The sequence below is a fragment of the Ignavibacteriales bacterium genome, assembly GCA_016709155.1.
GTDB lineage: Bacteria > Bacteroidota > Ignavibacteria > Ignavibacteriales > Ignavibacteriaceae > JADJEI01.
Map to the genome: position 1 here is coordinate 1258347 of JADJEI010000001.1, position 14841 is coordinate 1273187.

Consider the following 14841-nt stretch of genomic DNA (forward strand, 5'->3'; position numbering starts at 1 on the left):
GCAAATGAAAACATTTATTACTTTTATTCTGGCTGCAACAATTCAACTAACAGTTTTTGCAGGTGATTTTTCAAAAGTTGGAACTACTGCAGCGCAGTTTCTAAAAATTGGAGTGGGTGCACGAGCAATGGCACTTGGCGGTTCATTTACTGCTATTGCGAATGATGTCAGCACTTTATACTGGAATCCTGCCGGGTTAACAAATCTTCAAAATTTTTCTGTTGCAGTATCTCATACTGAATGGTTTGCAGAAATCTCACACGATTTTGCCGGCGCAGTTTATTCCTTAAATGAAAGTGATGTTATTGCGTTGAGTGTTGTTGGATTAAATACAAGTGAGCAGGAAGTTACAACAGTAACCCAGCCTGATGGAACTGGAATTTATTATGACGTTAGCGATCTTGCAATCGGACTAAGTTATGCCCGTGCTTTAACGGATCGTTTTTCTGTCGGCTTAACTGCCAAATACATTCAGCAAAATCTTTATAATGAATCAGCCAACACATTTGCTCTTGATCTTGGAACTTTTCTGCGAACCGGTTTTCACGATCTCATAATTGCTATGAGCATTTCCAACTTTGGTGGAAGTATGCAATTGGAAGGGCGCGATTTAATTACTGTAACAGATATTAATAGTAATATTTCCGGCAACTACAATACCGATGCGCGGCTTAAAACCGAAGCATGGGCGCTGCCATTAATTTTCAGGGTGGGTGTTGCAATGAATATAGTCGGCGGCTCCGATCCGTTTATTGCTTCAGATCAAAACAGATTTACTCTTGCAGTTGATGGAGTTCATCCGAATGACAACACTGAAAAAGTAAATATCGGCGGTGAGTATGCCTGGGACGAAATGGTTTTTGCAAGGGTCGGTTACAGGATGAATTATGATCTGGAAAAATGGACTTTCGGTTTGGGATTATTGATGGATGTTGGAAGTCAAAAAGTTGGCTTCGATTATGCATTAATTGATTTTAACGATTTAGGTAAAGTTTCACAGTTTTCAGTTGAGTTAAGATTTTGATTGTTATTTGAAAAAAAATTTCAGGGGAATTATTATCTGCTTTTGCTTTTCCTCTGTCCTATTTTACTTTTCGATAGCATAAGAATATCAATTACAAACTCACTAATTTTCCTTATAGAAAAAAATATTTTAAAAAGTCATCCAATATTTTCATAAAGATGTATTTTACATCTAAACAAAGGAGATAATAAATGTTAAGAAAATACGCTAGTCTGCTTAGTGTTCTCTTAATCAGCATAATAATTTTTCAGGCATCTTTTCTGAACGCCCGGCAAATTGAAAAGTATAAAGCTGATACTTTACCGAAAGGTGTTTCGATTTATCAATTAGATAACGGAATGCAAGTTCTGCTAATTGAAAATCCTGCGCTTCCCATGGCGGGGGTGAATGTCGCAGTAAAAGTCGGTTCAGCTTACGAAACTTTTTCAACAAGCGGAATGAGCCACATGCTCGAACATTTACTTTTTAACGGAACAACTACTCGAAATCAAAAGCAGCTTTATGATGATGTTGATTTAATTGGCGGATACAACAACGCAAGCACAGCAGAGTTCTACACTAATTTTATGATGGTAACTCCTTTCGAAAACATAAAAAAGGGAATGGAAATTCAAGCGGACATGCTTTTCAATTCAACTTTGCCTTTAGAAAAATTTGAAAAAGAAAAAGGAATTGTGCTTGAAGAAATTTCTAAAACTCTTGCCGATCCGCAAGAACAAATAGAACGCAACACACTATCAATTCTATATGACGGGCATTCTCTTTCTTTACCAACTCTTGGAACTTATTCAACCATACAATCAATGTCCCGCGATAATGTTTTTTCTTTTTATAAGAATAATTATGTCCCGAATAATATGATACTAACTGTGGTTGGTAATTTTCAATCAGCTTCTATGCTTGAAATCATTAAAGAAATTTATGGTCAATCTAATCCGGGCTTAGTTCAACGCGAAATTAATTCCGAGTGGAAAATAGGTTTACAATCACCTGAATTTCATGGACTTTATACAGGAATGATTTATAATCGTTTCTATGACGGCGAAGAAAATTTCTTGCAGTTATTCTATGAACTTCCAAACAGTTCATTTTTAGAGTATTATGATTTGATTAATCTAACTTTAGGTAGAGATCAAAATGCCATTCAGGATTCATTAATAAAACAATTCCCGCTGAAAGTTAAATCAATAAATTTATCCACGCGTTTATCTCCTTTCAAAAATTTTATAGAGGCAAAAATTCTTTTGGATAATCCGGCGGACTATAATGCCGTGATAAATTCGCTTTCAAAAATGTTTGCAGATTTAAATTTTAGTTTGACGAGTGAAACAATTGAAGCAGAGGCAATTAAAGCCCGCACGGAGTTTTTAAAAAATATTGAAAAGCCTCACATGTTCGGAATTTATAATTCGAATGAATTGGTCATAAAAGGGATTGAGTCGGTACTTGCTTCTTATGAAAGCAAAGCTTTTTATGAATCCGCAAAAGAACTTGAACTTCTGAAAATTACTTCTCATCCTTTGGTTATTATTCAGTCGCCGAGCATTAAAGCACAAACCGATACAGTTAAGACATCAAATGAAATAAAATTATTTGAAGATAAATCAACAGGCAAATCTTTAATCGCAGTTCAGAATGATGTTAGCGATCTATTGGCAATTCATTACTTAGTGAAACATAAAGCGTTTTACGAATCTAAATACGGCAAGGATGCGGCAAAAATTCTGCACGATTGTTTTAACCAGCGCCTGGAGTCAGAAGCAAATAAAAAAATCAGCAATAAGTTTGGACTCACATTTATTGTAAATGATAACCCATACATACCGATGGATGATATTTACCTCCACCCTGATTTTGGTTATATAAGAGTTGAAGGCTTGGCAGATGATCTTTCCAGTGCGATTAATTATGTGAATGATCAAATCAAAAATTTTGTCCCGACTGAAGCTGAATTTAACAGCGCCGTTGAGCAGATCAACAATATTAAAATGATGACGATGGGGGGAGATAAAGCAAAGCATTTGTTTGAGGAATCTTATAAATCTTTAGTCTATGAATCAGATCCGTATTCAAACAATCAAGTAGTTCTGACTTATGAAAATTTATTGGCTTTTGCAAAGGAATATTTTCACCCGGGGAATATGATTGTATCTGTTGTCTCCCCAGAAGCCTTGAAAGCATTCATAAGCTTTTTAATAACTTTATAACCGAACCTATTTTAGAGGAGCCGGGGGTATATTCTAAATCACTTATTCTTAACCAAAAGGAAACTGCAATTGAAAAAGACGGGCAGGGTGAACGGTCATATTTATTTTGGGGATTTACAAAAAATATTGATTCCAAAGATGCCCCAGCCTTACAGGCACTTGCATTAGTTCTTGCCGACGATATTATTTTTGACATACGGGAAAAGCAGGGAATGGCTTACGGTATGAGCGCAGGTATTGAAGTAATAAATGACAAAGCTCTTTTCTACATATCTCAGGGAACCCGACCGCAAAATGTTGACAAGTTGGTCCCGCAATATCCTAATTTTTTTACGATGGCTGCCGCTGATACTCTAACAGAAGGCGAGTTACAAAAATCAATAAATATGTATTTGGGAAAAATGATGTTCAGAAGATTATCAAGCATCAATCAGGCATATTATCTTGGCAACTCACTTTATTTTCAGAATAATTTTAATTACGATAAACAATTTCTCGAGAGTTTAAAAAACGTAAAACTAAGCGATGTGAAAGAAGCCGCTAGAAAATATATGCAGATTAATAACCCTGTATCTGTAATTATTAGATGAACGAACCAACTTAACTTTAGATTCTTATTCGGAGTACATCATGTATAAAAAAATTTTATTTACACTAACTTTTATTTTTTGCACAACTTTAACTTTTGCATCCGAAACACTGCATCATAAAATATCTGTTACTATTGATCCGTCAAAACATTTTATTGAAGCTTCCGATGAGATTAAGATTCCTGCTAATCAAATTAAACCGGATATGTTTTTCCTGCTAAATAATAATCTTACTGTTACAAGTGAAACTCCCGGAGTATTAGTCAAATTAGAAAAGAGCGGAATTAAAGCTGAGGATTTGGGAATTGATAGGGAAGATTTCAATACTTCAAGTGATTATACTCAAAATAAATATTCACTCGTTTTTGATAACTATAAGGGGGGAGATGCCACTTTTACGCTTAAATATAACGGGACAATAAATTATCCAATTGAACAATTGGGTGAGGAATACGCAAGAGGATTCAGTCAAACTCCGGGCATTATTGATGAGAAAGGAGTTTACTTAGCAGGATCAACTTTCTGGGTCCCGTGGTTTAGTAATGAATGGATAAGTTTTGAATTAACAGTGACAGTTCCGCAAGATTGGAATGTAGTCAGTCAGGGAAATCGAACATTAAATGAAACAAAGAATGAAAGCCATGTTATTCGCTGGGATTCGCCCGAACCGATGGAAGAGATTTATTTAATCGCTGCACAATTTACAGAGTATTCTAAATTTGCCGGTTCGATTGATGTGATGGCTTTTCTTCGTACGCCTGATGAAGCACTTGCAAATAAATATCTCGAAGCAACTGCACAGTATCTTGAAATGTACAGAAAATTAGTTGGTCCCTATCCATTCACAAAATTTGCACTTGTAGAAAATTTTTGGGAGACCGGCTATGGCATGCCTTCTTTCACATTGCTGGGCGAGCAGATAATTCGTTTCCCGTTTATTCTTAATTCCTCTTATCCCCACGAACTATTGCACAACTATTGGGGCAACAGTGTTTATGTAGATTTTAAAACCGGAAATTGGTGCGAAGGTTTAACGGCTTATATGGCGGATCATCTAATTGCAGAGCAGCGCGGGCAGGGGGAAGAATACCGGCGCTCGACTCTTCAAAAATATACCGACTATGTTAAGTCCTCAAATGATTTCCCATTGAGCGAATTTGGTTCACGCTATAATGCTTCATCGGAAGCAATTGGCTACGGTAAAAGTTCGATGATGTGGAATATGCTGCGTGAAAAAGTGGGAGATGATTTATTCATTCAAAGCTTTCAAAAATTTTATCAAGTCAATAAATATAAAGCAGCGTCGTTTGATGATATTCGATTGTCATTTGAAGAGGTTACAGGGAAAAACTTAAAACAGTTTTTCGATCAATGGGTTACTCGAAAAGGCGCTCCGGAATTAGCACTCTCAAATGTTTTGGTTCAAAAAGAAAATGAAAATTATCAATTAAATTTTACTTTAAAACAAATTCAAAGCGAAGACGTTTTTATTTTGGATATTCCGATTGCTGTTTCGTTTGAGAAGAACATTGAAATAAAAAAAGTTGAGATGACTCAAAAAGAACAAACGTATCAACTAACATTTTCAGAAAATCCCTTATTGGTTCAGGTTGATCCTCAGTTCAATCTTTTCCGTAAACTTAACTATAACGAAATTCCTCCCTCCCTTTCCAAAATATTTGGCTCGGAAGAAGTACTGATCCTGTTGCCTTCAAAAGCTGATCCTGTTAAACAGGAATATTATAAAAAACTAGCAGACATTTGGGCAGCAGATTCGTCACAGAATTTCAAAATATCTTTTGATAATGAAATATCTGAATTGCCTCCAACTGCAAGCATCTGGATTTTTGGGGCAGAAAATATTTTTAGCGATATAATAAAAGCCGGCATTAAAGATTATAACGCCGAGTTGACCGAAGATATGGTACGATTTGGCGCTGCTTCTTTTGATGCTAAGAAGAATAGTGTGGTGATATCTGTTCGTCATCCAAATAACCCGGCGGCAGTTCTTGTTTTTCTTTCAACTGATAATAAAGAAGCCATTGAAGGACTTGCAAGAAAACTTCCTCACTACGGCAAGTATAGTTACCTTGTGTTTGAAGGAAATGAACCAACTAACATTGGCAAGGGCGAATGGGAAACAGTAAATTCGCCTTTGTCGACAAAGGTGGGTGCTGATGAACAGTCACCATCTTTCAAAAATTTTACAGAAATACCTAAACGAAGCGCATTAGCCTCGCTTGATCCTGTTTTTTCTTCAGATCGAATGATGAAGACGATAAATTATCTTGCAAGTGAAGAACTGCAGGGTCGTGCGCCCGGCACTGAAGGAATTAACAAAGCTGCCGATTTCATAGTTGAAAAATTTAAAAGCGCAGGATTATTACCCGGCGCTGATGACGGTACTTACTTTCAAAGCTGGGATGAAGTTGTTGATGCAAATGGAAATAGAGCGCCGGTCAAAAATATTATCGGGATTATTCCAGGAATAAATCCGGATTTGAAAGATGAGTCCGTAATTGTTTCGGCACACTATGATCATCTCGGTCTTGGCTGGCCTGAATCATATAAAGGAAACGAAGGAAAAATACACTTTGGCGCCGATGATAACGCGAGCGGTATTGCAGTGATGCTCGAGCTTGCTGAACTGCTTGGTAAATCATTAAAGCCGCAGCGAACAATTATTTTTGTTGCTTTTACTTCGGAAGAAAGCGGATTGCTTGGTTCTAAATATTATGTGAAAAATATGCAGCACTTCCCAGCTAAAAAAGTTATCGGAGTTTTAAACTTTGATACATTTGGAAGACTTGGCAAAAACAAAATATTAGTTATTGGCAGTAACAGTGCGAATGAATAGAAGTTTATATTTATGGGTGCAAGTTATGTTACGGGCGTTGAATCAGAAATGGTTACTCAGGAACTTGATGCTAGTGATCAGGTTAGTTTTATTGAAGCAGGAATTCCTGCTGTACAATTTTTTTCAGGTGCAAATGAAGATTATCATAAACCTACAGACACTCCTGATAAAATAGACGCATCGGGCTTAGTTAAAGTTGCCACATTTGCACGCGAAGGAATTTTATATTTAGCTGATAGGTTAGAACCGCTAACTTTCCAAGGTCAGACAACCGATGATACAAAAAAAACAGAGACACAAATTGTCGGACGAAAAGTTTCAACCGGAAGTGTTCCTGATTTTGCATTCTCAGGAGAGGGTGTTCGCATAGCTGATCTTTCGTCTGGTTCTCCGGCTGAAAAGGCGGGGTTACAGAAGGGTGATGTCATAATTAAAATTGACAAATATGATGTAAAGAATTTGCGCGATTACTCCGAAGCATTAAAAAAATTCAATCCAGGCGATGTAGTAGAAATTATTTATATCCGCGATGCTAAGGAATATAAAACTCAAATTGAGCTGATTGCAAAGTAGGAGGCTGTCTCAAAAGTAATTTTTACTGTCACACTGAGCCCGTCGAAGTGTGAATTCACTATGGCATTGCCATAAGTCTTCGACAAGCTCAGACTGACAAAATTAGACTTTTGAGACAGCCTCGGCTTTACTTTATCAACTTTCTGATTATATCTACATCCTCCTTAGTAGTCACTTTGAAATTAAATGCCGAGCCTTCCACTATATTTATTTTTATACCCACCCTAAATGCGAGAGTTGATTCATCGGTACAAATCAGATTTTCCTCATAAGCTTTTTTCATCGCAAGCATAATATCTGCATACTTAAATATTTGCGGTGTTTGAACGTATAAAACATCCGTTCTGTCAATGTAATGCTGTACCAACTCTCTGCCTTTGAGTAATGTATCCTTTGCCTTTATGCATACAATTGAATTACCGCGCTTTACAGCGGTTTTTATGGCATCTTGTAAAACGTTCATCGGCAGAAGAGGTCGGGCTGCATCGTGAATAATTATCAGGTCATCCTTTTCAGCGTTGATAGATTTTAAAGCGTTGTAAACAGAATCCTGACGTTCCACCCCTCCACAAACAACTTTAGTAAGCTTTGTTATGGCATATTTCTTTTTCAACTTTTTGAGCAAATCAAAATATGAATTATCTACTGCCGCGATAATTTCATCAACAAATGGACTTTGCTGGAAAATATCAAGCGTGTGAGCAATCATCTCTTTGCCCTTCAATTTTAGATACTGCTTTGGAGTCTTTCCGCCTGCTCTTTTGCCTTTTCCTCCAGCAGGAATTATTGCGTAAGTTCTCATAGAATCATCATCGCATCACCATAACTAAGGAACCGATAGTTTTCCTTAACGGCTTTCTTATACGCCTTCATAACGAATTCTGTATCACCTAAAGCAGCAACCAGCATTATTAAAGTTGATTCAGCAAGGTGGAAGTTTGTTATTAATTTTTTGGTTACCTTAAAATCATACGGTGGAAAAATGAATTTGTCTGTCCACCCCCTCGTGGGCTTTACAAAACCGTCAGCGGTGGTGCTTGATTCCAAAGCACGACTTGCACTTGTTCCTACTACGAATACATTGTGTTTTGCATTCATTGCTTTGTTAATTATTTCCGCAGATTTTGCCGGAACTTCAAAAAATTCCGAGTCCATCTTATGCTTTGTTAAATCTTCAACTTCCACAGGTCTAAAAGTCCCTAATCCTATATGAAGAATTACAGGTACGATGTGGATTCCTTTTTTCAGAATCTTTTCCACTAATTTTTCAGAGAAGTGGAGCCCTGCGGTTGGTGCAGCAACAGACCCATCAACTTTAGCAAATACTGTCTGATAATTTTCTTTGTCCGATGGTTCGGATTCTCTTTTAATGTATGGCGGCAGGGGTGTGTGCCCAATTTTATCAACAGCCTTAAACACATTTGGCTGATTGAAACGAACCGTTCGACCGCGAGATGTAGTGTTGTCAATAATTTCACACCAAAGTTTATCATCAAAATAAATTTTGTTTCCTATTCTAACTTTTCGCGCAGGATCAACAATGACATCCCAGATGCATTCAGTTGTGTTGAGTTCTCGCAATAAAAATACTTCGATTTTTGCCTGTGTTTTTTCTTTTTTCCCAAACAACCTTGCTTGAAAAACACGCGTTTCATTTACTACCATTACATCGCCCTTTTCCATGTAATCAATTACATCGGTAAATACTTTGTTCTCCATTTCCTGCGTTTCTCTATTGAGAACAAGCAGGCGTGATTTATCTCTCGGAGTTACGGGATATTTCGGGATTAAATTTTTTGGCAGATTGTATTTAAAATCTGATAACTTCATTCTTGGTACCTATCTAAATTGTTTATAAATTTTTGGGCAGAGCAATAACTCTGCCCGGGAATCATTAATTATTTTTTCTTTCTAATTGCAGTTTTTTTCTTTGCAGATTTTACTGCCGGTTTAGCTTTTGCTTTTTTTGCAGAAGACATTTCCTTGATCATAGCACGCGCTGCTGCAAGCTTAGCAATCGGCACTCTAAAGGGGGAACAGCTTACATAATTCAACCCTATCCTATGACAGAATTCGACCGATGCTGGTTCGCCGCCGTGTTCACCGCAAATTCCAAGTTTAATATCCGGTCTAATGCTTCTGCCTTTTGAAACAGCTATTTGCATTAACTGACCGATACCTTCAATATCAATTACCTGGAAAGGATCTTCGGGAAGGATTTTCTTTTCGATGTAATCTTTTAGGAATCCGCCAATGTCATCTCTTGAATATCCAAATCCCATTTGAGTCAGGTCGTTTGTACCAAATGAAAAGAACTGCGCATAGCCTGCAATTTTATCTGCAGTCAACGCTGCTCTTGGAATTTCTATCATTGTTCCAACGAGATGAGGAATTTTTTTGACTCCGAATTTTTCAATTACTTCAGCATAAACTTTTTTAATTATTTCATACTGATGTTTTAATTCGGTTTCAATTCCAACTACCGGGATCATTATTTCGGGGAAGGGTTTTTTACCCTCTTTTATCAATTCAGCCGTAGCTTCAAAGATAGCCCGAACTTGCATCTCTGTAATTTCGGGATAAGTGATACCCAGCCGAACACCCCGATGCCCCATCATTGGATTGTTTTCGTGTAATGCTTCAGCGCGCTCATTTAATTCATCAAGTGAAATACCAAGACTTGAAGCAAGCTTTTCTCTTTCTTCAATTCTGTTTGGAACAAACTCATGTAAGGGGGGATCAAGAGTTCTGATTGTAACCGGAAATCCGTCCATTGCTTCGAGAGTTCCTTTCATATCGTTTTTAACATGCGGGAACAGTTCATCAAGAGCTGCTCTTCGTTCAGCTTCGGTTTTAGAAACAATCATTTTTCTCAGTTTGAATAATGGTTCTTCGGAATGTTTTCCGTAAAACATATGTTCTGTTCTGAAAAGACCAATTCCTTCGGCTCCAAATGAACGGGCTTTAACTGCATCATCCGGAGTATCAGCATTGGTTCTTATCTTCAATCTTCTAACCTGATCGCACAGCTTCATCAATTCTCTGAAGTAAGGATTTTCATCGGCTGATTTAATCATCGGCAATTGACCCGCATACACATAACCTTTTGTGCCGTTCAAAGTCAGCCATTCACCTTCGGCAATTTTAGAGTCTCCAACAGTTAGATATTTTTCATCATAATTTATTTTAATTCCTCCTGCGCCAACGATACAACATTTGCCCCATCCTCTTGCAACAAGAGCAGCGTGACTTGTCATTCCGCCTCTTGCCGTAAGAATAGCTTCAGCGGCTCGCATGCCTTCGATATCTTCCGGATTTGTTTCTTCGCGGACTAAAATTACCTGCTTGCCTGCTTTATTCCATGCAACTGCATCATTAGCATTAAATACAACCTGACCTGCAGCGCCGCCGGGACCTGCTGGAAGTCCTTTCGCAATTACTTTGGATTTTTTTTCAACGCTTGCATCAATTATCGGGTGAAGAAGCTCATCAAGTTGAGAAGGCTCAACGCGCATTACAGCTTCTTCTTTTGAAATTAATTTTTCATGATACATATCGAGCGCCATTTTAATAGCGGCAGGACCGTTTCTTTTTCCCACGCGGCACTGAAGCATGTAAAGATGACCTTCCTGAATTGTGAACTCTATATCAAGCATATTTTTATAATGATGTTCAAGATTATGCTGAATTTGATGAAGGTCTTTATAAACTTCGGGCATTGCGGTTTCAAGCGATGAGAGATGTTTGTTGTGTTCACTCTTCCCAACTTCATTTATTGGATTTGGAGTTCTCGTTCCGGCTACAACATCTTCCCCCTGTGCATTAGCAAGCCACTCACCGTAAAAATGATTTTCTCCGGTTGCGGGATTTCTTGTAAAAGCAACACCTGTTGCTGAAGTGTCCCCCATATTTCCAAAAACCATGGATTGAATATTAACTGCAGTTCCCCAATCATCCGGAATACCTTCGAACCGTCTGTAAGAAATTGCGCGCTTACCATTCCAACTTGCAAACACAGCACCAATTGCGCCCCAAAGCTGTTCCATTGGATCTTCGGGGAAGGGTTTATTTAATACTTCTAAAACCTTTGCGCGATAGATTTCGATTAATTCTTTTAAGTCGTCAGAAGTTAAGTCGGTGTCTGAATGCACACCTCTTTTTTCTTTCATCTTTTCCAATTCTTTTTCAAGATGATATCGAATCCCCCTACCATCAGAAACTTCAATTCCTGCGGCTTTTTCCATTACAACATCGGAGTACATTTGAATTAATCTTCTTTGAGAATCGTAAACAAACCTTGGATTTCCGGTCTTTCTGATTAATCCTTCCCGGGTAACATCATTCAAACCGACGTTTAGAATTGTTTCCATCATTCCCGGCATCGAAGCCCTCGCACCACTTCTTACAGAAACAAGCAAGGTATTTTCAGTATCTCCGAATTTTGCCCCCATTTGTTTTTCAACTTTGGCAAGCGCATCATTTACTTGCTTGTTAAGTTCTTTGGGATATTTTCTTTTATTAGCATAATAGTAAGTGCAGACCTCAGTCGAGATAGTAAATCCTGCAGGTACAGGCAGACCTATATTTACCATCTCAGCAAGATTAGCACCTTTGCCGCCGAGAAGTTCTTTCATCTCGGCTTTTCCTTCGGCTTTTTTTCCGCCAAAGTAATAAACGTACTTATGAGTTTTTTCCATTTGATTCCTCCGGAATTATTTTTTCTTTTGATTTATCATAACATAAAGATTTTATTACGCAAGTTTATTAAGTAAAAATTTTTTGAATTTAATTTCATCATCCATCACAAGAATGATTTTTAAATAGAAAATATCTATGTCATCCAATTCCTTTGAGTATTTAGAAAGTTTTACCGCATCCTTTTCAGTTGTTACCACAGAGTGTGAGTTGCTTGTATAAAATTTCTTTCTAATCCTTTCAACTTCCTTTAATGAATATTTTTTATGATCCTTAAAAATCATTTTGTTAGTTGTATCAACATTAGTCTGCCGAAGGATATTCAAAAAAGAAAATGGGTTTGCTATTCCCGACACTACTAATGATTTCTGTCCTTTAAATTCTTCAAGGTTGTATTCCTGTTTTGAATTAAGATCAATAAAACTTATCGCTTTGTAATGGGCGGTAAATACAGGCACGTCTTTAAAATACTTTTTTCTCTTTATAGGAATATCTTCAGGCTCCGAAAATTTCCGATTAATAATTACAGCATCCGCTCTTTTTACAACGCTGAATGGTTCACGTAATGTTCCTGTAGGAAAAAGCTTATGGACAAAAAAATCAGACGATAACAAAAATCTCTGTTCAAAGACCAGTAGATTTACATCTCTTTTTATCCAGCGATGCTGAAATGCATCATCAAGAACCAAAAAATTTATCCCTGTTTCTTCAATTAGCCGAACAGCGCCTTCAACTCTGTTTTCGCAGACTGCCGCAGGAACTTTACACTCGAGAGCAGTGTGATACATTTCATCACCGCTTTGTTCAACAGTTGTTAAAATACCGCTCCCTTTTGAAACCAATTGATACCCTGTTGAGCTTCTGCCGTATCCACGGCTTAGTACGCCGACATTTTTATTTTCATTCTTCAAAAGGTTGGTAACGAATATTACCGTTGGAGTCTTTCCACTTCCGCCGAGCGTTATGTTTCCAACAGATGTGACTTTTGCGTTTACAGATTTTGATTCAAAGAACATTTTATCAAATAAAAAATTTCGGATGCTGATTATGGCTCCATAAACAGGAATAAAGGGAATCAATATCAGTTTCAGAAATTTCATTTAACAATTAAATATTTCGGCTTCTTTTTGAAGCTTGCGAAGTTCTTCTTCGCATTTTTTTATGACAGAAGAAGTCTGCTCGTAACTGCAATTCTTATCAATATAAATCGGGTCAGAGTAAACAACTTTTGCTCGCGAAAAAAAATACGGTACTTGAAATTGGTCCCAGCTATTTAATAATTTCTTTTTTTAAAACCAATACCCGCAAGTAAAATTGGTATTCCACTTTTCTTTGCTGTAATAACTGCACCTGCCTTAAACTTTAATGCTGGTCCGCGGGGTCCATCGGGAGTAATAGCGATAGAACAATTATTTCTCGCATAATCAACCATAACCCCAAGTGCAATTTCCCCCCCTTTACTGCTTGAGCCTCTAACAACTATGTATTTCCATTTCTTCAAAGTCTTTGCAAGCAGATCACCGTCTTTACTTTTACTGGTTAAAGCAACTGTGCTGTTCCCGCCATGCAAATACCAGCCAAGCAGCATTGTGTTGTGCCAGAAGGCGATAACAAAATTTTTGTTTTCGGCCCGGAGTTTATCAATTGCGTCAGAATTAATTTTCTGAATTCTTAAAGATTTACAAAGAACATTAATCAATGATGCGAGAAAAATATTACCTAAAAATCTTAAGGAGTTTTGTTTTGCTTTATGCAGTTTCATTTAAAGTATTTAGAATTATTTTTGCTGCGCGCTTTGAGGCACCCTCGGTTCCAAGTTTTACTTTTAATGCTGTCAATTTATCCTTCATATTTTGATAGAGCATTTTATCTGCTAAAATAGTTTTCGATCTTTCATAGATTGAAGTTGAGTTAGCTTCAGTTTGAATAAGTTCGGGAATTATTTTTTCTTCAGATAGAATATTTACTAACCCAATGCTTTCCAACTTCACAAGATTTTTACCGATAAGGTAAGTTATCCAGGTTGTCTTGTAAACGATAATCATGGGTAATTGATGAAGCCCAGCTTCAAGAGTAGCAGTGCCCGATTTTATTATCCCGAATTTTGAGTGATTCATAAAATCGAAAATATTTTCTTTAACTATTGTATAATTTTCCAACGAAGATAAATTGCGAAATATTTCTGTGTTCATATTTTGTGCAGAGGCAACAACTACCTGTAAATTGAATTCGCGCGAGAGTTTTGTCGCAGCTTCTATTTCTGCTGGAAAAATTTTTTCAACTTCATGTTTTCTGCTTCCGGGCAGAAGCAGCAGAATTTCTTTTTGATCATCCAGATTATATTTTTTTATCAATTCAGTTTTGCTCAAATATTTATGAACAGCGATCCGTTCCAGCATTGGATGACCAACAAACTCAACCGGCACATTATTATTTTTATAAAGAGTTTCCTCAAACGGAAAGATAACAAGCATCTTATCAATGGTTGAGCGAATCTTTTCAATCCTTGAGGAGCCCCATGCCCAGATTTGAGGAGAGATGTAGTAAATTATTTTTAAGCCGAGCACCTTTAATTTTTTTGCAATGCTTAAATTAAACCCGGGATAATCAATCAGGACAGCAGTCGTTATTTTTTTCAGCTTAACCAATTTAAGAATTTCTCGCTGCACTTTTTTAATGAACGAAAGGTGTCTGACGACTTCGACAAAACCTAAAAATGAAAGTTTATTTATATGAAAACTGATATTCATTCCTTCTTCAATCATCTTATCCCCGCCAATACCGAAAATATTAATCGCGGGCTGCACTGCGCGTAATTCTTTTATCAAAGATGCTCCGATCAGGTCTCCCGAAACTTCGCCAGTAATAATCAATATGTTGTTATTAGCCGTCATC

Annotated in this window: 11 protein-coding genes; 5 read left to right on the forward strand and 6 right to left on the reverse strand. The window is 37.2% G+C overall.

Annotated elements, in window-relative coordinates; translation table 11 throughout:
* Nucleotides 1–4: 4 nt before the first annotated feature.
* The 5 genes from IPH11_06285 to IPH11_06305 all read left to right on the forward strand — a co-directional run bounded on the left by IPH11_06285 (nucleotide 5) and on the right by IPH11_06305 (nucleotide 7251).
* On the forward strand, nucleotides 5–1024 hold the full coding sequence (locus IPH11_06285) for a PorV/PorQ family protein (protein MBK6913270.1): 1020 nt from the start codon (nucleotides 5–7) through the stop codon (nucleotides 1022–1024).
* Between the two features lie 191 nt (nucleotides 1025–1215).
* Entirely contained in the window at nucleotides 1216–3231 is a 2016-nt protein-coding gene (locus IPH11_06290) for an insulinase family protein (protein ID MBK6913271.1), read from the forward strand.
* Nucleotides 3129–3821: an insulinase family protein gene (locus IPH11_06295; protein MBK6913272.1), complete on the forward strand. Its 693-nt coding sequence runs from the start codon at nucleotides 3129–3131 to the stop codon at nucleotides 3819–3821. The genes IPH11_06290 and IPH11_06295 overlap by 103 nt, the downstream gene beginning before the upstream one ends.
* Before the next feature lie 40 nt (nucleotides 3822–3861).
* Entirely contained in the window at nucleotides 3862–6678 is a 2817-nt protein-coding gene (locus IPH11_06300; GenBank protein ID MBK6913273.1) for a M20/M25/M40 family metallo-hydrolase, read from the forward strand.
* A 12-nt stretch (nucleotides 6679–6690) separates the two neighbouring features.
* Entirely contained in the window at nucleotides 6691–7251 is a 561-nt protein-coding gene (locus tag IPH11_06305; GenBank protein MBK6913274.1) for a PDZ domain-containing protein, read from the forward strand.
* A 127-nt stretch (nucleotides 7252–7378) separates the two neighbouring features.
* On the opposite strand, the gene ispD is transcribed toward IPH11_06305, so the two are convergent.
* The 6 genes from ispD to lpxB all read right to left on the reverse strand — a co-directional run bounded on the left by ispD (nucleotide 7379) and on the right by lpxB (nucleotide 14840).
* Nucleotides 7379–8053, reverse strand: coding sequence for a 2-C-methyl-D-erythritol 4-phosphate cytidylyltransferase (gene ispD / locus IPH11_06310; GenBank protein ID MBK6913275.1), 675 nt, complete (start codon nucleotides 8051–8053; stop codon nucleotides 7379–7381).
* Nucleotides 8050–9081, reverse strand: coding sequence for a tRNA preQ1(34) S-adenosylmethionine ribosyltransferase-isomerase QueA (queA, locus tag IPH11_06315; protein ID MBK6913276.1), 1032 nt, complete (start codon nucleotides 9079–9081; stop codon nucleotides 8050–8052). The genes ispD and queA overlap by 4 nt, the downstream gene beginning before the upstream one ends.
* 68 nt (nucleotides 9082–9149) lie before the next feature.
* The gene (locus IPH11_06320; protein MBK6913277.1) at nucleotides 9150–11948 is read right to left on the reverse strand and encodes a pyruvate, phosphate dikinase; all 2799 of its coding nucleotides are present in this window, start codon (nucleotides 11946–11948) and stop codon (nucleotides 9150–9152) included.
* A 54-nt stretch (nucleotides 11949–12002) separates the two neighbouring features.
* Nucleotides 12003–13046 carry a tetraacyldisaccharide 4'-kinase gene (gene lpxK / locus IPH11_06325; protein ID MBK6913278.1) on the reverse strand — a complete coding sequence of 348 codons (1044 nt, stop codon included), beginning with the start codon at nucleotides 13044–13046 and terminating at the stop codon, nucleotides 12003–12005.
* Nucleotides 13047–13219: 173 nt separating this feature from the next.
* Nucleotides 13220–13708 carry a DUF374 domain-containing protein gene (locus tag IPH11_06330; protein ID MBK6913279.1) on the reverse strand — a complete coding sequence of 163 codons (489 nt, stop codon included), beginning with the start codon at nucleotides 13706–13708 and terminating at the stop codon, nucleotides 13220–13222.
* Nucleotides 13695–14840 (reverse strand): lipid-A-disaccharide synthase, encoded by a 1146-nt coding sequence (gene lpxB / locus IPH11_06335; GenBank protein MBK6913280.1) that lies wholly within the window; start codon nucleotides 14838–14840, stop codon nucleotides 13695–13697. Before lpxB ends, IPH11_06330 begins: the two co-directional genes overlap by 14 nt.
* Between the last annotated feature and the right edge of the window lies 1 nt (nucleotide 14841).

Coding starts and splice junctions, on each gene's coding strand:
- IPH11_06285 (MBK6913270.1), top strand. CDS start 5: ATGAAAACATTTATTACTTTTATTCTGGCTGCAACAATTCAACTAACA.
- IPH11_06300 (MBK6913273.1), top strand. CDS start 3,862: ATGTATAAAAAAATTTTATTTACACTAACTTTTATTTTTTGCACAACT.
- lpxB (MBK6913280.1), bottom strand. CDS start 14,840: ATGACGGCTAATAACAACATATTGATTATTACTGGCGAAGTTTCGGGA.
- ispD (MBK6913275.1), bottom strand. CDS start 8,053: ATGAGAACTTACGCAATAATTCCTGCTGGAGGAAAAGGCAAAAGAGCA.
- IPH11_06320 (MBK6913277.1), bottom strand. CDS start 11,948: ATGGAAAAAACTCATAAGTACGTTTATTACTTTGGCGGAAAAAAAGCC.
- lpxK (MBK6913278.1), bottom strand. CDS start 13,046: ATGAAATTTCTGAAACTGATATTGATTCCCTTTATTCCTGTTTATGGA.
- IPH11_06290 (MBK6913271.1), top strand. CDS start 1,216: ATGTTAAGAAAATACGCTAGTCTGCTTAGTGTTCTCTTAATCAGCATA.
- IPH11_06305 (MBK6913274.1), top strand. CDS start 6,691: ATGGGTGCAAGTTATGTTACGGGCGTTGAATCAGAAATGGTTACTCAG.
- queA (MBK6913276.1), bottom strand. CDS start 9,081: ATGAAGTTATCAGATTTTAAATACAATCTGCCAAAAAATTTAATCCCG.
- IPH11_06330 (MBK6913279.1), bottom strand. CDS start 13,708: ATGAAACTGCATAAAGCAAAACAAAACTCCTTAAGATTTTTAGGTAAT.